This window comes from Pelomonas parva (assembly GCF_043555835.1).
GTDB lineage: Bacteria > Pseudomonadota > Gammaproteobacteria > Burkholderiales > Burkholderiaceae_C > Pelomonas > Pelomonas parva.
In genome coordinates, this window is record NZ_JBIGHV010000002.1 from 331,218 (window position 1) to 351,427 (window position 20,210).

Sequence of the window (20,210 nt, forward strand, 5' to 3'; positions counted from 1 at the left end):
CGGTTCACGGCCGCTGGTCGCCGTTCGTCGAAAGCCCTGATCGCCTGACAACCTTGTCTGTGCAAAATCCGCCTCGTCCCAAACTTGGCGGACAAATACAGGGGAGCGCGTCATCGACACCGGACTGCTGAAGGAATTGCGCATCGACGGTGCGCAGCGTGACGAGCACGGCGGCGGGCCGCCCAAGTGGCTCTGGGGCGTGGCTGCCGGCCTCGTCGTCGTGGCTTTGGCGGGCAGCGCGGCGTGGTGGTTCGTCGCCGGCAACAAGCCCGTCGCCGTGCAGACCGCCACCGCCCGCGCCAACGGCCAGGGCGCCCGCAGCGATGCGGTGCTGCAGGCCACCGGCTATGTGACGGCGCGCCGCATGGCCACCGTGTCGGCGCAGATGACCGGCACGCTGACCGAGGTGCTGATCGACGAGGGCTTCAAGGTCAAGAAGGGCCAGGTGCTGGCCCGGCTGGATGACACCGGGCTGAGGGCGAGCATGGCGGCTGCGCAGGCCCAGGTGCGCACGGCCGAGGCCAACCTGGGGCAGTTGCAGGCGCAGCTGGAACAGGCCCAGGCCAATGAGCGCCGCCAGATCGAGCTGGCCGCCAGCGGCATGACGACGCACCAGTCTCGCGAACAGGCGGCCACGGCCGTCAAGTCCTACGCCGCACAACTGGAAGCCGCCCGGCGCCAGATCGAGGCTGCCCAGGCCCAGGCGCGTCAGACCCAGGTCAACTTCGACTACGCCACCGTGCGCGCGCCGTTCGACGGCGTCGTCACCGCGCGTGCGGCCCAGGTCGGCGAGATCATCTCGCCGCTGTCGGCCGGCGGCGGCTTCACGCGGACCGGCGTGGGCACCATCGTCGACATGGACTCGCTGGAAGTGAGCGTCGACGTCAACGAGGCCTACATCGCCCAGGTCAAGGCCGACATGCCTTGCGAGGCCGTGCTGGACGCGTATCCGGACTGGAAGATCCCCGCTCACGTCGTGGCCGTCATCCCCAGCGCCGATCGCGGCAAGGCGACCGTCAAGGTGCGCGTGGCGCTGGAGCAGAAGGACGAGCGGGTCGTGCCGGACATGGGCGTGCGCGTGAGCTTCCTGGCGGCCAAGCCCCAGGCCGAAGCCAAGCCGGTGCCCGGCGTGCTGGTGCCGCCGGATGCCATCCGGATGGAGGACGGGCTCGAACCGGCCAAGGGCAATGCGGTCGTCTATGTGGCGGCAGACGGCAAGGCCCAGCGACGGCTGGTCAAGCTGGGTGATGAGATCGGCAAGTTCCGCTTGGTCATCGAGGGGGTGAAGTCGGGCGAGACGGTCGTCGTCTCACCACCCGCCGAGCTGAAGGACGGTTCCAACATCGTGAACAAGGAATGAGCATGAGCGCTTTGATCGAAGTCCGCGGCCTGTCCAAGGTCTATACGCGTGGCAAGCAGCAGCTGGAAGTGCTGCACCACATCGACCTGGACGTCAGTCAAGGCGATTTCCTGGCGCTGATGGGCCCGTCGGGCTCGGGCAAGACGACGCTGCTGAACCTGATGGGCGGCCTGGACGCGCCCAGCGGCGGTTCCATCAGCGTGGGCGGCGAGCGCATCGACCAGCTCGGCAGCGCGGCGCTGGCCAAGTGGCGTGCGTCGCGCGTTGGCTTCGTCTTCCAGTTCTACAACCTGATGCCCACGCTGTCGGCGCAGAAGAACGTCGAGCTGCCACTGCTGCTGACCAAGCTGTCGGCGGCCGAGCGCAAGAAGCGCGCGGCCATCGCGCTGCAGTTGGTGGGCCTGGCCGACCGCGCCTCGCACAAGCCCACCGAGCTGTCGGGCGGCCAGCAGCAGCGCGTGTCCATTGCGCGGGCCATCGTGTCGGACCCGACGCTCCTGGTCTGCGACGAGCCCACCGGCGACCTGGATCGCCAGTCCGCCGAGGACGTGCTGACGCTGCTGCAGGCGCTCAACCGCGAGCATGGCAAGACCATCGTCATGGTCACCCACGACCCGCGCGCCGCGGCTCGTGCGAGCCACACGCTGCACCTCGACAAGGGCACCCTCGTCACCGCCGCTGAAGCGCTGGCCTGATCATGAAGTACCTCCACCTCATCTGGGCGGCGCTGTTCCGGCGCAAGCTGCGGACCTTCCTGACCCTGGTGTCCATCATCACGGCCTTCCTGCTGTTCGGCCTGCTGGACGCAGTGCGCGTCGGCTTCGACCAGGCCGGCAAGAGCGCCAACGGCGCGCAACGACTGCAGACCGGCGCCAAGATCAGCTTCATCCAGCTGCTGCCGATGTCACTGGGCCCGCGCATGACGCAGATCGATGGCGTCAAGGACGTGGCCTTTGCCAACTGGTTCGGCGGCGCCTATCAAAAGCCCGAGAACCAGGTCTTCAGCTTTGCCGTCTCGCCCAACTATCTGGACGTCTATCCCGAGATGGAAGTGTCGGCCGAGCACCGCAAGGCCTTTGCCGAGACCAAGGATGGCGCCCTTGTCGGCGAGGGGCTGGCCAAGAAGTTCGGCTGGAAGGTGGGCGACCAGATCCCCATGCAGTCCACCATCTTCCCGGACCGCAGCGGCAGCCAGAACTGGCCCTTCAAGATCGTCGGCATCATCCATGTGGCCGACAAGAAGACCGGCGCCTGGTACGACCAGATGTTCCTGCTGAACTGGAAGTACTTCGATGACACCACGCCGTGGAACCAGGGCCAGGTGGGCTGGTACGTCACGCGCGTGAAGGACGTGAACCAGGCCGACCGCGTGCTCAAGGCCATCGACGAGATCTCGGCCAACTCCGACCACGAGACGCGCACGCAGACGGAAGCTGCGGCCATGTCCGCCTGGATGCGGCAGTTGGCCGACATCAACCTCATCGTCACCTCCATCATGGGCGCGGTGTTCTTCACGCTGCTGCTGCTGGCCGGCAACACCATGATGCAGGCAGTGCGTGAGCGCACCGGCGAGATCGCGGTGCTGAAGACGCTGGGCTTTTCGGGCCAGAGCGTGCTGGCCATGGTGCTGGCCGAGTCGGTGCTGCTGCTGCTGATCGGCGGCGTCATCGGCCTGGGGCTGGCCAGCGTCATCGGGCCCGCCGCCAGCGCGGGCAGTGGCGGGGCGCTGAACCTGCCGGCGGCAGGCCTCAGCAGCTGGGCGGCCGGCGTGGGGCTGGCCCTGGTGTTTGGCTTGGCTGTTGGTGCGCTGCCGGCTTTGCGCGCCATGCGCATCAACATCACCGATGCACTCGCGGGGAGGGCATGACCATGAAATTCCTGAAGAACTTCGGACTTGTGCTGTTGATGGTTGTGCTGCTCGCGGGCTGGGTGCTCGTGCCCTGGTACGGCGCCCTGGCGCTGGCCGTGCTGCTGGCGCTCTGGATGCTGCTGTTCCGCAGCGGCGCGCAGGCACGCTCGGTCACGGCGGTGGGCATCAGCACGCTGACGCAGCGCATCGGTTCGTCGGCCGTCATCGTCGTCGGCATCGCCGGCGTGGTGGGCGTGCTGGTGGCGCTGCTGGCCATGGCCGAGGGCTATGCACAGACGCTGCGCAACTCGGGCAGCGAGGACACGGCCATCGTCATGCGCGGCGCGTCGGCTAACGAGGTCTCGTCCTCGCTGAGCCGCGAGGACATCGTGCAGATCGAGCAGGCGCCCGGCGTGGCGCGCAATGCCAAGGGTGAGCCCATCCTTTCGGCCGAGACCGTGGTGGCGGCCAACCTGCCGGTGCGGGGCAGCGAGACCGCCGACACCGGCAGTGCGCAGGTGCGCGGCATCGGCGAGGCTGCTTTTGCCGTGCGCCCCAATGTCAAGATCGTCGAAGGCAAGTCCTTCCAGCCGGGCCTGCGCGAGATCATCGTCGGCAAGGGCGCGGTGCGGCAGTTCGAGGGGCTGAAGGTCGGCGCCAGCCTGAAGCTGGGCAACCAGCCGTGGACCATCGTCGGCGTCTTCGCCTCGGGCGACGCGATGGAGTCCGAGCTGTGGGCCGATGCGAATGTCGTCAACGACGCCTACAAGCGCGGCGCGGCGCGCAACTCGGCCACGGTCAAGCTGGAGAACGCGGCAGCCGTCAAGGCTTTCAGTGCGGCGCTGGAAGGCAACCCGCAGCTCAAGGTCAAGGCGACGACGACGCTGGCGTTCTTTGCCAAGCAGTCCGAGGGCATGACCAAGATGCTGCGCATCATCGGCCTCACGGTCGGCGGCATCATGGCCGTGGGCGCGGTGTTCGGCGCGTTGAACACGATGTTCGCCGCCGTCGCGACCCGGGCGCGCGAGATCGCCACCTTGCGTGCCATCGGCTTTCGTGGCCTGCCGGTGGTCGTGGCGGTGATGCTGGAGACGACGCTGCTGGCGCTGATTGGCGGCCTGGTCGGCGGTTTCGTGGCCTGGCTGCTGTTCAATGGCTACGAGGCCTCGACGATGTCGGCCGGCGCGGTCGGCAAGCTCAGCTTCAACCTGGCCGTGTCGCCGGGGCTGCTGTGGGAGGGCATCAAGTGGGCGCTGGCCATCGGCTTCATCGGCGGGCTGTTCCCGGCGGTGCGGGCGGCCAGCCTGCCCGTGACGACGGCGTTGCGCGAGGCATGAGCCGATCGGATCTGGATGCAGACAAGTTAGGGGGTTATTGAAAGAACGTGCATCCGTCACGCCGTTCCTGGTCGTAGCTGGGGTGTCTCCCTCTCCCACCTTCCCAACCAGGAGTTTCGCGATGACCTTCTCCCTCCGTTCCGCCCTCGGTGCCGCCGCGCTGCTGGCCTGCGCCTCGTCCCAGGCCGTCACGCTGATCGGCCTGAACAGCCAGAACCAGCTCAGCCGCATTGACACCGCCAACATCGCTGGCGCGATGAACATGGACATCACGGGCCTTATGACCGGCGACCGCCTCGTCGGCATCGACGCCCGCCCCAAGGACGGCAAGATCTACGGGGTCAGTCTGGCCAATCAGCTCTACACCGTCGATGAAATGACCGGCGCGGCCACCTGGGTCACGGCGCTGTCCAGCCCCGTCATCCAGGCCAACCTCGGCTACGGCATCGACTTCAACCCGGTGGCCGACTTCGGCACGGCGGCGTCCCTGCGCCTGGTCAGCTCGGCCGGCGACAACTACGCCATCAACGCCGCCACCGGCGCTGTCGGCAACGCCGCCAACAAGATCGCTGCCGGCTACACCGCTGTTGGCTACAGCAACACGATGCTGATGCCTGCCGCCGCGCCGGCCAGCACCGCGCTGTACTACATCGACTCCACCACCGACACGCTGGCCATGGCGCCCACGGCCTTCAACACGCCCACCATCACGACGGTGGGCGCGCTGGGCGTGGACGTGCTCAAGGCCAACGGCTTTGAGGTGCTGGGCAACGGCATGGCCTATGCGGCGCTGAACGTCGACGCTGGTACCTCGCTGGCGACCGGCATCTACGGTATCGACCTGGGCACGGGCAGCGCCACGCTGATCGGCACCTACAACGGCACGCTGTCGGGCCTGACCGTCAGCGCCGTGCCGGAGCCGGGCACCTACGCCATGATGGGCCTGGGCCTGCTGGGCTTGGCCGCACTCCGCCGCAAGGCTCGGTGAGCCCCTCGTCCAGTCTTGCGCGGCTGCACGCCGGCAAGGCTGGCCGGTCCCCCAAGGGGACGGCGACGCTCGCGGGGAACGCCCCGCTCGCACATCGCCAAGCGGGCCGGCTTGGTGAACTGGAGTCGGACACAAGCAGTCCCTGCGGACTGCTTGTGCCTACGGAAGGCCATTGGCCTCTGGCCAATGGCAGGCCCGGCGCTCGGCCCGAATACGGCCTAATTGAAAGCGGAAAGCAGACGCTCCAACGCCACGGTGAAGGGCGTCTGCATCAGCGGCAGCGTGGCGACCATGCCGATCAGGCCGACGCTGATGGTCAGCGGGAAGCCGACCGAGAAGACGCCGATCTGCGGCGCGACACGCGAGATCACGCCCAGCACGAGGTTGACGAACAACAGCATCGTGATCAGCGGCAGCGCGATCCAAAGGCCGATGCTGAAGATCTCGGCGCCCCATTTCTGCGGTTGTGTCGCGCGCAGGAAGGCGAACGGCTCAGCGCCGACCGGGAAGGCGTGGAAGCTCTGCACCAGCGCGTTGATGAGCAGCAGGTGGCCGTTGATGGCGATGAACAGGAACGCCACCATCGTGCCGAAGAAGCGCGCGCTGGCCGTGCCCTGGGCGCCGGTGCTGGGGTCAAAAAAGCCGGCGAAGTTCAGGCCCATCTGCAGGCCGATCAGCTCTCCCGCGAACTCCAGCGCCGCGAAGACGATGCGCACGGCAAACCCCATGGCCAGGCCGATCAGCAGTTGCTGCGCGACGAGCAGCGTGAGGGCGGGCAACGAGTCCAGCGGGGTGGGCGGGATGGCCGGCAGCGACGGCTGGGCGGCGACGGCGACGAAGAACGCCAGGCCGATGCGCACACGCAGCGGCACGGCCCGCTGGCTGAAGGTGGGCATGCCGGCGAACAGGGCCAGTGTGCGGATGAAGGGCCAGAGGAGGGGGTTGAGCCACTCCAGCAGCTGGGCCTCTGTGACGCTGAACATCCGCGGGTCGGCCCTCAGCCCACGACGGACGGAATCGTCATCAACGTCCGCTGGATGTACTCCACCAGCGTCGTCAACATCCACGGCCCTGCCACCATCAGCGTCAGCACCGCTGCGATGACCTTGGGCACGAAGGACAGCGTCGCCTCGTTGATCTGCGTGGCCGCCTGGATCACGCTGATGACCGTGCCTACGAGCAGCACGACGATCAGGATGGGCGCGGCCACCAGCATCAGCATGTAGAGGCCTTGCTGGCCGAAGGTGAAGACTTGTTGTGCATCCATGGTCTTAGTCAGTTGGGGACAGAGCTACTCGCTTCGCTCGGGCGGTCTGTCCCGCAAGTCAGCGGATTCAGGTGACGAAAGAAGCAGCCAGCGAGCCGAGCAGCAGGTTCCACCCATCCGCCAACACAAACAGCATCAGCTTGAAGGGCAGGGCGACAAGCACCGGCGACAGCATCATCATCCCCAGGCTCATCAGCACGCTCGCCACGATCATGTCGATGACGAGGAAGGGGATGAAGATAAGGAAGGCGATCTGGAAGGCGCTCTTCAGCTCGCTGGTGACGAAGGCCGGCACCAGCACCTTGAAGGGCACGTCCTCCGGCTTGATGCTGGCGTCCAGCTTGGCCAGGCGCGAGAACAGCGCCACGTCGGCCTGGCGCGTCTGCTTGAGCATGAAGCCGCGCATCGGCACCTCGGCGCGCTTCAAGGCCTCGTCGAAGGGGATGGCGCCGGTGGTGTAGGGCTGCCAGGCGTCGGCATAGACCTTGTCCAGCGTCGGGCTCATGACGAAGAAGGTCAGGAACAGGCTCAAGCCGATGATGACCTGGTTGGGCGGCGCGGCCTGCGTGCCCAGCGCCTGGCGCATCAGGCTCAGCACGATGGCGATGCGCGTGAAGGCCGTCATCATCAGGATGACCGCCGGCAGGAAGCCCAGGGCCGTGAAGAACAGCAGCGTCTGGATGGGCACCGAGTAGCTGGCGCCCGCGCCCTGGCCCACCAGCAGCGGCAGCGTGGCCGGCGGTGTCTGGCCTTGCGCGAAGGCGCTGCCCGCTGCCAGTAGGCCGAGACCCAGCAGGAACTTACGCTGCATTGCCGCGCTCCTTGCTCAGGAGCTTGGCGAACGAAGCCGGCGCCACCGGCTCGGCCTGCGGCGGCAGGACATGCAGCGTCGTGATGCTCTGCGCCGTGGCGCCCAGCACCAGCCAGCGGCGGTCATCGCCCTGGCCCACCTCGACGACGAGCAGGCGCTGGTTGGGCGCGGTGGGCAGTTGCGCCACCATGCGCAGCACGCCAGCCGCCGCCGAGCCGCCGATCGGCGTGCGCTTGAGCAGCCACAGCGCGACCGGGATCAGCGCGACGATGCCGAGAAACCAGAGGAAGGGGAGCAGGCCGGAAGCATTCATGCCTCGGCATTTTGCGGAGCGACTTGAGGCGGCAATCCCCTCAACAGCCCCGTTTAACCCGTCGTTATGCGGCCTTGGAAAGGCGGCGCATCCGCTCCGACGGCGTGACGATGTCCGTCAGCCGGATGCCGAACTTGTCGTTGACCACCACCACCTCGCCCTGGGCGATCAGGTAGCCGTTGACGAGCACGTCCATCGGCTCGCCGGCCAGCGCGTCCAGCTCCACGACCGAGCCCTGGGCGAGTTGCAGGATGTTCTTGATCGGGATGCGCGTGCGGCCTAGCTCAACGGTCAACTGGACGGGGATGTCCAGGATCATGTTGATGTCGCCGGCCGGACCGCCCGACATGGTGGGTGAGAAGTTCGCGAAGTTGGGCGTGGAGACCTGCTCCGGCACCTCGGTGGCGACTTCGGTCGATGTGGACGGCGCGGGCGCGGCCTCGGCCAGCGCAGCGGCCCACTCGGCCGCCATCGCGTCCTGTTCTTCTTGGCTGGGTGAATCAGGACTCATGTTTGGCTCCCAACCAGCTCTCCTGGGAGCCGGTCAGCATCTTGTCGATCTTGAGGGCGTACTTGCCGTTGGACGTGCCGTAGTTGCACTGGAAGACCGGCACGCCGTCCACCTTGGTCTGGATCATGGGCTCGAGATCCAGTTCGATGAAGTCGCCCGGCTTGAAGGCCAGCAACTGTTCGACCGTGGCCGGCGCTGTGCCCAGTTCGGCGACCAGCTCGACCTCGGCCGCCTGGATCTGCGTCTTCAGCAGGTTGATCCAGCGCCGGTCGGGCTCGGACGAGTCGCCCACCGTCGTGGAGTACAGCACGTCGCGGATGGGCTCCAGCGTCGAGTACGGGATGCAGAAGTAGATGGTGCCGCTGGTCTCGCCGATCTCCAGCGTGAACGACGTCGACACGACGATCTCGCTGGGCGTGGCGATGTTGGCGAACTGGGGCTGCATCTCCGAGCGCTGGTACTCCAGCTCCAGCGGATAGATGCCCTTCCAGGCCTTGTGGTATTCGGCCAGGATGACCTCGACGATGCGCGTGATGACGCGCTGCTCGGTGGGCGAAAAGTCGCGGCCCTCGATGCGGGCGTGGAACTTGCCGATGCCGCCGAACAGGCTGTCGATGACGGCGAACACCAGCGTCGGGTCGCAGACGATCAGGCCCGAACCGCGCAGCGGCTTCACCGAGACGATGTTGAAGTTGGTCGGGACGACGATCTCGCGCAGGAAGGCGCTGTACTTCTGCACCTTGATGCCGCCGATGGCGACTTCGGGGCTCTTGCGGATGAAGTTGAACAAGCCCACGCGGATGTTGCGCGCGAACCGCTCGTTGATGATCTCCATTGTGGGCATGCGCCCACGGACGATGCGTTCCTGGCTGGCGAGGTTGTACTCGCGTATGCCGCCGACCTGCTCCTCTTCCTGTTCGAGCTTCTGGCTCTCGCCGGTGATGCCTTGCAGCAGGGCATCGACTTCGTCTTGCGAAAGGATCTGCTGATTCATGGCCGATCCGTCACTGCACGATGAAGTTGGAGAACAGGACTTCGCTGATCGGGCTTTCGACCGCGACCTTCTTCTTCTTTTTCTTCTTCGGGGCGTCGGCGGGCGGCTCCTCCTCCTCGTCCTCCAGCTCGATGCCCATGGGGCGCACCGCTTCACGCATGATGTCCTTGGCGAGCTTTTCCTTGCCTTCGCGGGTCAGCAGTTCGATGGCGGTCTTGTGCGACAGCACCATCAGGATGTTGCTGCGGATGGCGGGCATGTAGGCCTTGAGCTGGTCGGCGAACTTGGGGTCGTCGACCTGCAGCGTGACGCCGATCTGCGCGAAGCGGTCCACGTCCTTGTCCGCCAGGTTCACGGTGAACGGGTCCAGCGGCACGAAGGTGGGTGGCTGGTCGCTCTTGGGCTTGGCCTTCGCCTTGGGCGCCACCTCTTCGGTCTCGGCGCTTTCCTCCTCGCCCTCGGCCGGCGCTTTCTTCTTCAGCAGCATGACGGCCGCGCCACCGCCCACCAGCACCAGCGCCAGCACGGCGCCGATGATGATGAACAGCTTCTTCTTGCCCCCGCCTTTGGTGGGGGCGACAGCTTCGGCAGCCGGCGCAGTCGCCATGAGAACTCCTTGAACGTCTTGCCCCACGGATGGGCGGCATTGCGGCCGATTATTGACCCCGGGCCTGCCGGGCAAGCGGGGATTAGCTGGTCCGCAGCGTTGCTATTTCCGGTTCAGGCAAATGTGTCGAGCAGGCCGATCGTGCGGCGAGCGGGTGCGGCGGTGGCGCCGTCGGGCTCGTTGCTGCTGCCTGTGGTGCGTGTTCCGCCGCCTGCATTCGTCCCGTCGCGGCTTTGATCCGCATCACGCGAAGCCTGCTGGAAGACGCCGCCGCCCGACAGCGTCAGCCCCTGGCCCTGCAGCGCGGCGGCCAGGTCAGGCAGGCTCTGCTCCAGCGCCTGGCGGGTCTCGGCCTGAAGGGCGTGGAAGGACACCTGGGCCTGGTTGCCGTCCACGACGATCTGCACCGACACCGGGCCCATGTCGGCCGGGTTGAGCTGCAGCTCGGCATGTTGCACGCCGTCCACCGCCAGCAGGCTGACGCGCGTGCCCAGCTCCGGCGCGAAGGCGGCGCTGTGCAGCGGTTCGTGCAACGCGGCGCGGGTGGTGGCCGTGGCAGCGGCGTCGGCCTGGCCGGGCAGGGTGGGCAGTGCCTGGCTCAGCACGGCGGCAAAGCTGGGCGCGCCGGGCTGGGACTGCGCGGCGGCGGGCAGGGCGTCCTGCGTGGCTTCGCGGGAGGACGACGCGGCCTGCAGCGCGTCGCTGCGGGCGGATCGCTCGTCGGCCTGGGCGGCCTGAGCGGCCAGACGGTCGGCGCCCTTGGGATGCGGTGTCTGGCCCGCATCGGCGGCGGCATCCACCGGGCCGCGGGCAGCGCTGCGGCCCGCTGCGGCATCGTCGGCGGACGCGTCGAGCCGGCCGCGCCGCGCGGCGCGCTGGCCGTCTGCTGCGGCAGCCGCCGCGTCGGGCGGGATGGCCGTGGGCGCGCTCATGCCGATGAGCTGCGTGAACTCCTTCAGCTCCGGCGTGTCGGGCGAGTCCTCGTCCGGGGACGCGATGGCTTCGCTCGTGGCGGCCGCCTCGGTCTTCGCGTCGGCCTTGGGCTCGACCTTGGCCGCAGCGTCCGGCGTGCGGGCCTGGCCGGACGGCTTGGCGGGAACGGGTGCACGGCGCACCGGCGCGGCCTGGGGCGCTGCGGCGTCGGCCGCCGCTTCCGGCTCCGGCGCCTCGGCATCAGGCTGTGCGGGCGGCGGGGCTTGCTCGGTCAGGAACTGGGCAAAGCTGGGGCCGCCGGCGCTGTTGGCGGGCAGCGAAGGCTGGACGGCAGGCGGCAGGGCGGTCGGCTTGGGGGCGATGTTCTGGGCAAGCATGGCGGCGTCCGGTCTCAGGCGTGGGCGGTGCGACGCAGATGGGCGCGGGCGGCGAACTCGTCGGTGGCGCGCTGCTCGCGGCGCTGGGCGGCCTTGGCGGCGTCGGCCTGGCGGCGGGCGATCAGCTGGCGCAGCGCGGCCACGCGCAGCTCGGCCTGCTGCAGCGCCTCGCGGGCGCGCACCTGGCGCTGCTCGGCGTGGCTGGCGACGTGGCCTTGCGTGGTGACGGCCTGGTCCAGCCGCTGGCCGAAGCTCTGGTAGCAGCCGACGATGCTCATCGTCGTGCCCCGCGCGAAGCTCTGCGTCCAGCGCTGCTGGTAGTCCTGGCGGTAGCCCGACAGCTCACCGTGTTGGGCGTGGGCAGCCTCGGCCTGCTGGCCGGCGGTGTGCAGTACGCGCGCGGCGGCGTCGCGCTCGCGTTCGGCGCGTTCGAGCAGCAGGCTCAGGGTATCGGTCGCGGCTTCACTCATGAACTACTCCGGCGCAGCGCCTGGCACGGCGGTCAGGCGCTCAAGTCGATATCGGCGGCCCGACCGGAAAGGTTAGGCGCCCTGGACCACGGCCTGCAATTGGCTGACGCTGGCGTGAAGAAGTGCCGGGCTGTGCATGTCCTGCTGCAGCAGCCGCGTCATGTCGGCATGCAGGCGCACGGCCGTGTCCAGCTCGGGGTCCGCCCCGGGGGCGTAGGCGCCAAGCTGGATCAGGTCGCGGGCCTTGTTGTATTTCGCCAGAAGCTGGCGAAAGCGACGCGCGGAATCGACCTGGTTTTGGGGTGCAACACTGGTCATCACCCGCGACACGGAGCGCTCGATGTCGATGGCCGGGTAGTGGCCGGCCTCGGCGAGGTCGCGGCTCAGCACGATGTGGCCGTCCAGGATGCCGCGCGCCGCGTCGGCGATCGGGTCCTGCGGGTCGTCGCCCTCGGTCAGCACCGTGTAGAAGGCGGTGATGGAGCCTTCTCCGGGCAGGCCGTTGCCGCTACGCTCGACGAGTTGCGGCAGCTTGGCGAAGCAGCTGGGCGGATAGCCCTTGGTGGCCGGCGGCTCGCCGATGGCCAGCGCGATCTCGCGCTGCGCCATCGCGTAGCGGGTCAGGCTGTCCATCAGCAGCAGCACATGGCGGCCCTGGTCGCGGAAGTGCTCGGCGATGGCCGTCGCGTAGTGCGCGCCCTGCATGCGCATCAGCGGCGGCGCGTCGGCGGGCGCGGCGACGACGACGCTGCGCTGGCGGCCCTCGTCGCCGAGGATGTCCTCGATGAACTCCTTCACCTCGCGGCCGCGCTCGCCGATCAGGCCGACGACGATGACGTCGGCCTGCGTGTAGCGCGCCATCATGCCCAGCAGCACCGACTTGCCGACGCCGGTGCCGGCGAACAGGCCCAGGCGCTGGCCGCGGCCGACGGTCAGCATCGCGTTGATGGCGCGCACGCCGGTGTCCAGCGGTGTGCGCACCGGGTCGCGGTCCATCGCGTTGATCGGGCGCCGCACCATCGGTTCGTTGTGGATGTCGGTCAGCTCGCCGCCCCGGTCCAGCGGGTGGCCGTGCGGGTCGACGACGCGGCCCAGCAGGCCGTCGCCCATGGGCAGGTGCAGGCCGCGGTCCTCGCCCCGGCGCCAGGGGTGCAGCGGCTGACCCAGTCTGGGCGCCAGCGGCGGCAGGTGGCGCGGCACGACCGTGGCACCGCTGGACAGGCCTTGCACCTCGTCGGTGGGCATCAGGTAGGCGCGGTCGCCCGAGAAGCCGACGACTTCGGCATTGACCGGCGGCGAGCCCCGCCGCGGGTTGTTGCCGCTGCTGGGCATCTGGATGCGGCAGACCGAGCCCAGCGGCACCTTGATACCAGTGGCTTCCAGCACCAGGCCGGCCACGCGCACCAGCTTGCCCTGGCACTCCAGCGGCGCGGCGTTGCTGGCCAGCGTCTCCAGGTCGGCGAGGTATTGCTGCCAGCGGGCGGTGCGTTCGGAGGTCATTCGTCCTCGCTGCCGCGACGGTCTTCCCAGATCGAGGTCTGGCCGATGGCCGAGACCGTCTGCTGCCAGCGCGTGGCGATGGTTGCGTCGACGCTGGCGACATCGGCGTCGATCTTGACGCCGCCGCGCGCCACCTCGGCGTCGGGGATGAGCTGGGCCTCGCGGGCCTCCAGTTCGGCCCCGGCGCCTTCCTGCACGAGCGGGAAGTCGTCGGGGTGGACGCGCACGCGCACATGGCGGGCCGACAGCTGCAGCGCCTCGACGGCGTCGTGCGCCACGCGCGCGATCAGCTCGGGGCGCTGCTGCAACTCGCTGCGCACCACCTGGCGGGCCAGCTCGACGGCGATGCGGGCGATGGCCTGGGCCATGTCGCCCTCCAGTGCCTGCATCTCGGCATCGAAGTTCTTCACCACCTGGCCGACCTGGGCGCTGATCTGCTGCGCAAAGCTGTGCTTGAACGCATCCAGTGCGGCCATGCCGTCGCGGTAACCGTCCTGGTAGCCGCCTTGCCGAGCGGCGTGCAGCAGCTCCTGCACGCTGGGCTCGGGCGGCGGCGGTGGCTGGACCGGCGCGGCGGCCGGCGCCGGGGCGGCGGGCTTGGCTGGGCTGAACGGCGCGGGCGCGGCGCCGCCCAGGTTGTCCATGCTCCAGGCCTTGGCGCCGTGCAACTCCTCGCCGGGGATGAAGCGGGCGTAGCTGTTGCGGCGCTCGTTCTCGCGGCGGTCGGGGGGCGGGACTTGTCGGGGTGGGGGGCGGGTGGCCATGATCGTTGGAGGTTAGACGAACTGGTCGTCGCCGCCTCCCGCCAACACGATCTGTCCTTCGTCGACGAGGCGGCGCACGATCTTGAGCATTTCCTTCTGCTCGGCCTCCACCTCCGACAGCCGCACCGGGCCGCGCGAGTCGAGGTCCTCGCGCAGCGTCTCGGCGGCGCGGGTGGACATGTTGCGGAAGATCTTCTCGCGCAGGTCGGCGCTGGCGCCCTTGAGTGCCACGACCAGGCTCTCGCTCTGCACTTCCTTGAGCATGGACTGGATGCCCTTGTCGTCGATCTTGCTCACGTCGTCGAACGTGAACATGTTGTCCATGATCTTCTGGGCCAGGTCGGCATCGGCCTCGCGGATGTAGTCCAACACCGAGGCCTCGACGCTGGAGCCCATCATGTTGATGATCTCGGCCGCCGTCTTGGCGCCGCCCAGCGAACTCTTCTTCATGCGCTCGCCGCCGGCCAGGATCTGGCTCATGACCTCGTTGAGGTCCTTCAGCGCCGTCGGCTGGATGCCGTCCAGCGTGGCGATGCGGATCAGCACCTCGTTGCGTCCGCGCTCGGTGAAGTTGCGCAGCACCTGGCTGGTCTGATCGAAGTCCAGGTGGGCGAGGATGGCCGCGATGATCTGCGGGTGTTCGTTGCGCAGCAGCTCGGCCACGCTGGCGGCGTCCATCCACTTCAGGCTCTCGATGCTGGACACGTCGCTGCCTTGCAGGATGCGGTCCAGCAGCAGGTTGGCCTTGTCCTCGCCCAGGGCCTTGCGCAGCACGGCGCGCACGTACTCGTCGGTGTCGGTGACCAGCGTGCTCTGCGTCTCGGCGACGGCGTCGAACTTGTCGAGCACGGTCTCCACCTGGGCGCGCTTGATGACCTTGAGCTTGGCGATGGTCTCGCCCAGCGCCTGCACCTCCTTGGGCGACAGATGCTTGAAGACCTCGCTGGCTTCTTCCTCGCCCAGCGACATCAGCAAGATGGCAGCGTTCTCGATGCCTTTGTCGTCCATGGCCATGTTCAGGCGGCCTCTCCCGCAATCCAGTCGCGCATGATGTTGGCGACAGCCACCGGATTGTCGCGTGCCAATTGGCGGGCGCGCTCAAGCTTTTCGTTGTGCAGCGGCGCTTCCAGCCTGGGCAGGCCCTCGGCGCCGGGCAGCAGTTCCGCATCGTCGACGAGTTCGTCCACGGCGTCGGGCTTCTCTGGCGGCGGCAGCGGTGCGGCGGCCTTGATGGCGGGGCGGATCATGCCGAACACGGCGATCAGCGCGATGGCCACGAAGGCCAGCGGCACGATGGCGCTGCGGGCGATGTCCAGCAGCCACGGCTGCTTCCACAGCGGCATGTCGACCGGCTCGGTCTTGTCGACGACGAAGGGCGCGCTGACGACCTTGACCGAGTCGCCGCGCTCGGCGCTGAAGCCCATGGCCTCCTTGACGAGGTCGGTCAGGCGGGCGGTCTCCGCTTCGGACACCGGCTGCGTGGTGGTCTTGCCCTTGGCGTCGGTGGTGGTGCGGTGGTTGACGACGATGGCCGCGTTCAGCCGCTTGACGTTGCCGACCGCGCCGCGCGTCACGCGCACGGTCTTGTCCAGCTCGTAGTTGGTGACCTGCTCGCGGCGGCTGTTGCCGTTGCCGGCGCCGCCTTGAGCGGCCTGCAGCGGCGCGCTGGCGCCGTTCACAGGTGCCACGGCCGGCACGGGTGGCTGGTTGGTGGCCGCACCCGGCACGCCCGTGGGCAGGCCGGCATTGGTGTTGTTGGACTCGTTGCTCTGGCTGGAGCGCACGGCGGCCTGGGCGTTCGGGCCCTGGTTGGGCCGGTACTCCTCGGCGGTGGCCTCGGTCTGCGAGAAGTCCACGTCGGCGGTGACGGTGGCGCGCAGGTTGTCGCGGCCGACCACCGGCTCCAGCAGTTCCAGGATGCGCCGGTTGTAGCCTGCCTCGACCTGCTGCTTGTAGTGCAGTTGCTGGCCGTCCAGACCGCTGGCGGCGGCGTCGTGGGTCTGCGACAGCAGCGCGCCCGTCTGGTCGTGCACGCTGACGGCCTTGGGGTGCAGCTCCGGCACCGCGTTGGAGACCAGGTGGACGATGCTGGCGATCTGGCTGCGGTCCAGCGTGCGGCCGCCGCGCAGCGTCACCAGCACGCTGGCGCTGGGCTTTTGCTGCTCGCGGAAGAAGCCGTTCTGCTGCGGGATGGCCAGGTGCACGCGCGCGTCGGCCACGTCGGCCATGCCGGTGATGGTGCGCGCCAGCTCGCCCTGCAGGCCGCGCTGGAAGTTCAGGCGTTCGGCGAACTGCGTCTGGCCGATGGAGGACTTGTCCATCAGCTCGAAGCCGGCGGCAGCACCCGTGCCGCCACCTTTGGGCAGGCCCTGCGCGGCGAGCTTCATGCGCACCTCGTACACCTGACCGGCCGGCACGAGGATGGTGCCGCCGGCCTGGTGCTTGTAGGGCACGTTCAGGGCCGACAGCTGGCTGATGATCTCGCCGCCGTCCTTGTCGGCCAGGCCGCTGTACAGCGGGCGGTAGTCGCCCTGGGTGGACCACAGCGTGATGGCCAGCATCGCGCCGGCCAGCGCCAGCAGGCCGGCACCCATGGTCAGCTTGCTGCGCAGCGGCAGGCCGTTGAGGCGCTGCACGAAGTTCGGCGCAGCGTCGGCCGGCGTCAGCATCACGGGGGCAGCAGCGGCAGGGGCGCTCAGGGCGTTGTCCATCGAGGGCGAGACAGCAGGGGAGGTCGGGGATCGACCGATGGCGCAAATTATTCGGGCCCGACCCCCTCAAGAAAGCGCCGAAGTGGCCGACGCGAGCCCTGCATCTCCGTGCTTCGTGCGCGGGGCTTGCTGCCAAAGTCCGCTCCCATGGACATGAAGCTGCGCCCCTTCGACTTCGCTCAGGCCGCCGCCCGGGCGGGGCTGGCGGTGAACGGCACGCCGCTGTCCACCAAGCCGGCAGCGACGTCGGGCGCCAGCTTCGGCGATGCGATGACGCAGGCGCTGAAGAACGTCAGCGCGCAGCAGAACGAGGCGTCCCGCCTGCAGCGCGAAGTGCAGCTGGACAACCCGACCGTTAGCCTGGAGGAGACCATGGTCGCCATGCAGAAGGCGCAGATCGGCTTCCAGGCGACGCTGCAGGTGAGAAACCGGCTGGTCTCGGCCTACTCCGAGATCATGAACATGCAGGTCTGAGCGGGCCGGCTGCTGTCGGTGGCTGCAGCGACATCGCGCGTTTCGTTCGATTCGGGCGAATCGGGTAAACTGCCGGCAGCTTGCCGGGAGCCGCCATGCAGACCTATACCGCCAATGAAGCCAAGACCCGTTTCGGGGAATTCCTGGACCGGGTGCAGCGTGAGCCGGTGCGTGTGATGCGCCATGACCGTGTGGTGGGCGTGATGGTGAGCGCCGAGGACTACGAGGCGATGCGGGCCTTCTACGCCGACCGGCTGCTGCGCACCATGGACGAGGCCGGGGCTGAAGCCCAGCGCGCCGGGCTGTCGCCCGACCTGCTGGCTCAGTTGCTGGCAGACGAGAGCTGATGGCGCAGCCGTCCTGGCCGACGGTGGTGGTGGACACGAATGTCTGGATCAGCGGCCTGCTCAGCCCCCTCGGGGCGCCAGCGCTGCTGACCCGGCAGGTGTTGAGGCGGGCGCGGCCGGCGTTCACGGAGGCGACGTTCGCCGAGCTGTCGCAGCGGCTGTGGCGGCCCAAGTTTGATCGCTATGTGTCGATGGAGCGGCGCCGGCAGTGGCTGAGCGACTTGCACGCGGTGAGCGAGCCGGTGGTGGTGCCGGCGCAGATCGCGGCGCTGCAGTTCAGCCGCGACGCCACGGACGACAAGTTCATCCACGCGGTGCTGGCGGCCGAGGCGATCTGCCTGGTGACGGGCGATCAGGATTTGCTGGTGCTGGCCACGCCGCTGCAGGCCCGGGGCGTGCACATCCTGTCGCCTGCGGCCGCGCTGGCCTTGCCGCTGTTCTCAGCCCCTGGCTGACCGCATCAGCAACTGCCCTTGCGCGCGTCCGTCCCGCAGATGGCCGGGCGCCCCAGCGGGTTCAGGTCGATGAACAGCTGCTGGTTGCGGTCGTTGGACAGGCCGATGCGCGTCCAGCCCATCGCCCGGCCCTTGCCGGCCTCGAAGTGGATGCCCTGGCCGGCCTGCAGCAGCGTGCCCTTGTGGTCCCGATAAGAGATGCCGCCCATCTCGCAGCGCGGCTGGGCGGTGGCGCAGTTGCAGGGCGCCTGGCGGCTGGCGCCCCAGCACCACTGCGGGCCGCTCTGGAAGCTGACATGCACGCTGCGCGCTTCCTCCACGCTGGTGGCGCGTGCCCGGCGCAGGTCCAGCTCCAGCAGTTCGGCGACATGGCGCAGGCGCTGCTTGGCCAGGTAGTTTGAGTAGCTCGGCACGGCCGCCGTGAGGACGATGGCCACGATGGCCATCACGAAGGCCACCTCGATCAACGTGAAGCCTCTGCCCCCTCCGCGTTGTGCCCTCATGTGTCCAGCTTGAGAAGGCGGCGGCGCTTTTGCGTCTGGTCGACATAGACCTGCAGCGAGCGGCTGGCGGCGGGGTCGAGGTCGACGAAGGAGCAGCCCAGCTGCAGCATGCCCTGCGCATCGCCGGCGATGGGGCTGGCATGGTGGGGCAGCAGCGCGACGCGCAGCGCGGTGATGCGGTCCAGCTCCAGCACGAGGCCGGCGGCGACCTGGCCTGGGGGCAGGGGAGAGAAGTCGGCCGGCAGCGCCAGGGCCAGGCCGCCGATGCTGATGTCCAGCACACGCAGCGCGCGGCCGGGCTCGACGGCGCCGGGCAGCACGACGCGCGGGTAGACGCTGCCGGCCGGCTGCACGCGGAAGGACTGGCGGCGCTGGAAGCGGTACAGCCGCTCGGGCAGGCTGCTGCGCAGCACGGCGCCCTGTTCGCCACTGACGAGGACGGTGTCGTCCAGCTCGAACTGCAGCTTGATGGTGCCCAGGTAGGCCACGGCGGTGATCTCGCCGCCGGCCACCAGCGCCTGGCTGATGCCTTCGGGGTCGGCGCCGATCTCCAGGCCCAGCACGCCGGCTTCGGTGTCGAAGGCACAGATGCGGCTGGGCAGGCTCTGACCCGGCGGGCCGCTCAGCAGCACGGCGGCGTTGCCACGCTGCAGTTGCTGCAGGTAGGCGGCGACTTCGGCAGGCGCGGTGACGCGGAACTCCTCGGGGGCGACTTCAGGGGCGGGCATGCCGGGAATGTTATGCCTCGCGGTCAGTGAACGAGTCTGCTTTTACCCTTCAGAACGTGATCCAAGTCCTCCAGCCACGGCTCGGCGAGGTGGCGGATCTCGGCGTCATTGAGCAGGATGCGCTGCATGATGCGCGTCTTCAGCTGCGACTCGCCAGCGGCCAGCTGGCTTTGATGGGCGGCGGACTTGAGCTGCGAGATCAGCAGCACGCAGGCGCCTTCCAGCTTGACGACCTCGTCCCAGTTGCCGGTGCGGGCCGCCGAAAGCATGTCGGCGCTGGCCTGCTCGATGGCTTCGTAGTAGTTCAGCAGTTCGGAGTTCATTGCGGGTACCCGGATGATTCGTGGACGGGGGCTCAGGCGGCGCGGGCCGGGGCGGCGTCGGCAGCGGACGGTGTCTGGCCGATGGTGGCCCAGGCGTCGCGCACCGGGGCGAGCAGGCGCTTGCATTCCTCGATGGCGGCAACGTCGCTGTGCAGGTTGGCATGGGTCAGCCGCATGCACACATAGGCATAGAGGTCGCGCAGGTCGCGGGCAAGCTGGCTGGAGTCGAGGTTGAGGGCGGCCTTGAGGCCCTCGTCCAGGATGCGCACGCTGCGGCACAGGGCGTTGTTCTTGACGGCGGTGTTGTCCGCCTGGATGGCGGCGATGGCCAGGTTCATGCTCTCCATGACGCCGTCGAACAGCAGGGCCACGAGCCGGTGCGGGCTGGCGCTGAGCACATCGGTCTCGACGCCGACCCGGCCGTAGGCGGAACCGGGGCGCTGCACGCGGGGGGAGAAGGGGGAGGGGTTTCCGTACATGAGGCTTCTCTGGGCTGGATACCTGAAATTTCGGCCTCTGGCCGGTGAACTTGAGGCGGCCAGCCCGCATCGCGGCGTTAAAAAAGGCGCCCGCAGGCGCCTTGTTCGT

At 68.6% G+C, this 20,210-nt stretch carries 25 protein-coding genes; 8 read left to right on the plus strand and 17 right to left on the minus strand.

The window, feature by feature from the left end:
• Positions 1–136: 136 nt before the first annotated feature.
• The 5 genes from ACG00Y_RS05025 to ACG00Y_RS05045 all read left to right on the plus strand — a co-directional run bounded on the left by ACG00Y_RS05025 (position 137) and on the right by ACG00Y_RS05045 (position 5,534).
• Positions 137–1,360: an efflux RND transporter periplasmic adaptor subunit gene (locus tag ACG00Y_RS05025; RefSeq protein WP_394476566.1), complete on the plus strand. Its 1,224-nt coding sequence runs from the start codon at positions 137–139 to the stop codon at positions 1,358–1,360.
• A complete protein-coding gene (locus ACG00Y_RS05030) occupies positions 1,357–2,055 on the plus strand; it encodes an ABC transporter ATP-binding protein (protein WP_394476568.1) in 699 nt (232 codons plus the stop codon). The genes ACG00Y_RS05025 and ACG00Y_RS05030 overlap by 4 nt, the downstream gene beginning before the upstream one ends.
• Before the next feature lie 2 nt (positions 2,056–2,057).
• The gene (locus ACG00Y_RS05035) at positions 2,058–3,227 is read left to right on the plus strand and encodes an ABC transporter permease (RefSeq protein ID WP_394476569.1); all 1,170 of its coding nucleotides are present in this window, start codon (positions 2,058–2,060) and stop codon (positions 3,225–3,227) included.
• A 2-nt stretch (positions 3,228–3,229) separates the two neighbouring features.
• Positions 3,230–4,546: an ABC transporter permease gene (locus ACG00Y_RS05040; protein WP_394476571.1), complete on the plus strand. Its 1,317-nt coding sequence runs from the start codon at positions 3,230–3,232 to the stop codon at positions 4,544–4,546.
• A gap of 121 nt (positions 4,547–4,667) precedes the next feature.
• Positions 4,668–5,534 (plus strand): DUF4394 domain-containing protein, encoded by an 867-nt coding sequence (locus ACG00Y_RS05045; RefSeq protein WP_394476572.1) that lies wholly within the window; start codon positions 4,668–4,670, stop codon positions 5,532–5,534.
• A gap of 218 nt (positions 5,535–5,752) precedes the next feature.
• Here ACG00Y_RS05045 and fliR read toward each other — a convergent pair whose 3' ends face one another.
• The 13 genes from fliR to fliF form a co-directional block, all read right to left on the minus strand.
• A complete protein-coding gene (gene fliR / locus ACG00Y_RS05050) occupies positions 5,753–6,517 on the minus strand; it encodes a flagellar biosynthetic protein FliR (protein ID WP_394476573.1) in 765 nt (254 codons plus the stop codon).
• Between the two features lie 14 nt (positions 6,518–6,531).
• Positions 6,532–6,801: a flagellar biosynthesis protein FliQ gene (gene fliQ / locus ACG00Y_RS05055; protein ID WP_394476575.1), complete on the minus strand. Its 270-nt coding sequence runs from the start codon at positions 6,799–6,801 to the stop codon at positions 6,532–6,534.
• 67 nt (positions 6,802–6,868) lie between these two features.
• Positions 6,869–7,612, minus strand: coding sequence for a flagellar type III secretion system pore protein FliP (gene fliP, locus ACG00Y_RS05060; RefSeq protein ID WP_394476577.1), 744 nt, complete (start codon positions 7,610–7,612; stop codon positions 6,869–6,871).
• Positions 7,602–7,925: a FliO/MopB family protein gene (locus ACG00Y_RS05065; RefSeq protein WP_394476579.1), complete on the minus strand. Its 324-nt coding sequence runs from the start codon at positions 7,923–7,925 to the stop codon at positions 7,602–7,604. The genes fliP and ACG00Y_RS05065 overlap by 11 nt, the downstream gene beginning before the upstream one ends.
• A gap of 64 nt (positions 7,926–7,989) precedes the next feature.
• The gene (gene fliN, locus ACG00Y_RS05070; RefSeq protein ID WP_394476581.1) at positions 7,990–8,436 is read right to left on the minus strand and encodes a flagellar motor switch protein FliN; all 447 of its coding nucleotides are present in this window, start codon (positions 8,434–8,436) and stop codon (positions 7,990–7,992) included.
• Positions 8,426–9,430 carry a flagellar motor switch protein FliM gene (gene fliM, locus ACG00Y_RS05075; protein WP_394476582.1) on the minus strand — a complete coding sequence of 335 codons (1,005 nt, stop codon included), beginning with the start codon at positions 9,428–9,430 and terminating at the stop codon, positions 8,426–8,428. Before fliM ends, fliN begins: the two co-directional genes overlap by 11 nt.
• A 10-nt stretch (positions 9,431–9,440) precedes the next feature.
• Positions 9,441–10,037 carry a flagellar basal body-associated FliL family protein gene (locus ACG00Y_RS05080; RefSeq protein ID WP_394476584.1) on the minus strand — a complete coding sequence of 199 codons (597 nt, stop codon included), beginning with the start codon at positions 10,035–10,037 and terminating at the stop codon, positions 9,441–9,443.
• Positions 10,038–10,150: 113 nt separating this feature from the next.
• Positions 10,151–11,347, minus strand: coding sequence for a flagellar hook-length control protein FliK (locus tag ACG00Y_RS05085; RefSeq protein ID WP_394476586.1), 1,197 nt, complete (start codon positions 11,345–11,347; stop codon positions 10,151–10,153).
• A gap of 14 nt (positions 11,348–11,361) precedes the next feature.
• Positions 11,362–11,817, minus strand: coding sequence for a flagellar export protein FliJ (gene fliJ, locus ACG00Y_RS05090; RefSeq protein ID WP_394476587.1), 456 nt, complete (start codon positions 11,815–11,817; stop codon positions 11,362–11,364).
• Between the two features lie 72 nt (positions 11,818–11,889).
• The gene (fliI, locus tag ACG00Y_RS05095) at positions 11,890–13,317 is read right to left on the minus strand and encodes a flagellar protein export ATPase FliI (RefSeq protein WP_394476589.1); all 1,428 of its coding nucleotides are present in this window, start codon (positions 13,315–13,317) and stop codon (positions 11,890–11,892) included.
• Entirely contained in the window at positions 13,314–14,081 is a 768-nt protein-coding gene (locus ACG00Y_RS05100; RefSeq protein ID WP_394476591.1) for a FliH/SctL family protein, read from the minus strand. Before ACG00Y_RS05100 ends, fliI begins: the two co-directional genes overlap by 4 nt.
• A 12-nt stretch (positions 14,082–14,093) precedes the next feature.
• The gene (gene fliG, locus ACG00Y_RS05105; RefSeq protein ID WP_394476592.1) at positions 14,094–15,089 is read right to left on the minus strand and encodes a flagellar motor switch protein FliG; all 996 of its coding nucleotides are present in this window, start codon (positions 15,087–15,089) and stop codon (positions 14,094–14,096) included.
• Positions 15,090–15,097: 8 nt separating this feature from the next.
• A complete protein-coding gene (gene fliF / locus ACG00Y_RS05110; RefSeq protein WP_394476594.1) occupies positions 15,098–16,792 on the minus strand; it encodes a flagellar basal-body MS-ring/collar protein FliF in 1,695 nt (564 codons plus the stop codon).
• A 147-nt stretch (positions 16,793–16,939) separates the two neighbouring features.
• On the opposite strand from fliF, the gene fliE reads away from it, so the two are divergent.
• From fliE to ACG00Y_RS05125, 3 genes are all read left to right on the plus strand, one after another.
• Positions 16,940–17,266 (plus strand): flagellar hook-basal body complex protein FliE, encoded by a 327-nt coding sequence (fliE, locus tag ACG00Y_RS05115; protein ID WP_394476596.1) that lies wholly within the window; start codon positions 16,940–16,942, stop codon positions 17,264–17,266.
• 95 nt (positions 17,267–17,361) lie between these two features.
• Positions 17,362–17,613 (plus strand): type II toxin-antitoxin system Phd/YefM family antitoxin, encoded by a 252-nt coding sequence (locus tag ACG00Y_RS05120; protein WP_394476598.1) that lies wholly within the window; start codon positions 17,362–17,364, stop codon positions 17,611–17,613.
• A complete protein-coding gene (locus ACG00Y_RS05125) occupies positions 17,613–18,068 on the plus strand; it encodes a putative toxin-antitoxin system toxin component, PIN family (RefSeq protein WP_394476599.1) in 456 nt (151 codons plus the stop codon). Before ACG00Y_RS05120 ends, ACG00Y_RS05125 begins: the two co-directional genes overlap by 1 nt.
• Before the next feature lie 5 nt (positions 18,069–18,073).
• Here ACG00Y_RS05125 and ACG00Y_RS05130 read toward each other — a convergent pair whose 3' ends face one another.
• Genes ACG00Y_RS05130 through fliS form a run of 4 tightly spaced genes read right to left on the minus strand, consistent with a single transcriptional unit; the run spans position 18,074 to position 20,101 of the window.
• Entirely contained in the window at positions 18,074–18,571 is a 498-nt protein-coding gene (locus tag ACG00Y_RS05130) for a pilus assembly FimT family protein (RefSeq protein ID WP_394476601.1), read from the minus strand.
• Positions 18,568–19,299, minus strand: coding sequence for a flagellar brake protein (locus ACG00Y_RS05135; RefSeq protein WP_394476603.1), 732 nt, complete (start codon positions 19,297–19,299; stop codon positions 18,568–18,570). Before ACG00Y_RS05135 ends, ACG00Y_RS05130 begins: the two co-directional genes overlap by 4 nt.
• 23 nt (positions 19,300–19,322) lie before the next feature.
• The gene (locus ACG00Y_RS05140) at positions 19,323–19,622 is read right to left on the minus strand and encodes a flagellar protein FliT (RefSeq protein ID WP_394476604.1); all 300 of its coding nucleotides are present in this window, start codon (positions 19,620–19,622) and stop codon (positions 19,323–19,325) included.
• A 32-nt stretch (positions 19,623–19,654) separates the two neighbouring features.
• Positions 19,655–20,101, minus strand: a complete 447-nt coding sequence (gene fliS, locus ACG00Y_RS05145; RefSeq protein WP_394476606.1) for a flagellar export chaperone FliS — start codon at positions 20,099–20,101, stop codon at positions 19,655–19,657.
• Between the last annotated feature and the right edge of the window lie 109 nt (positions 20,102–20,210).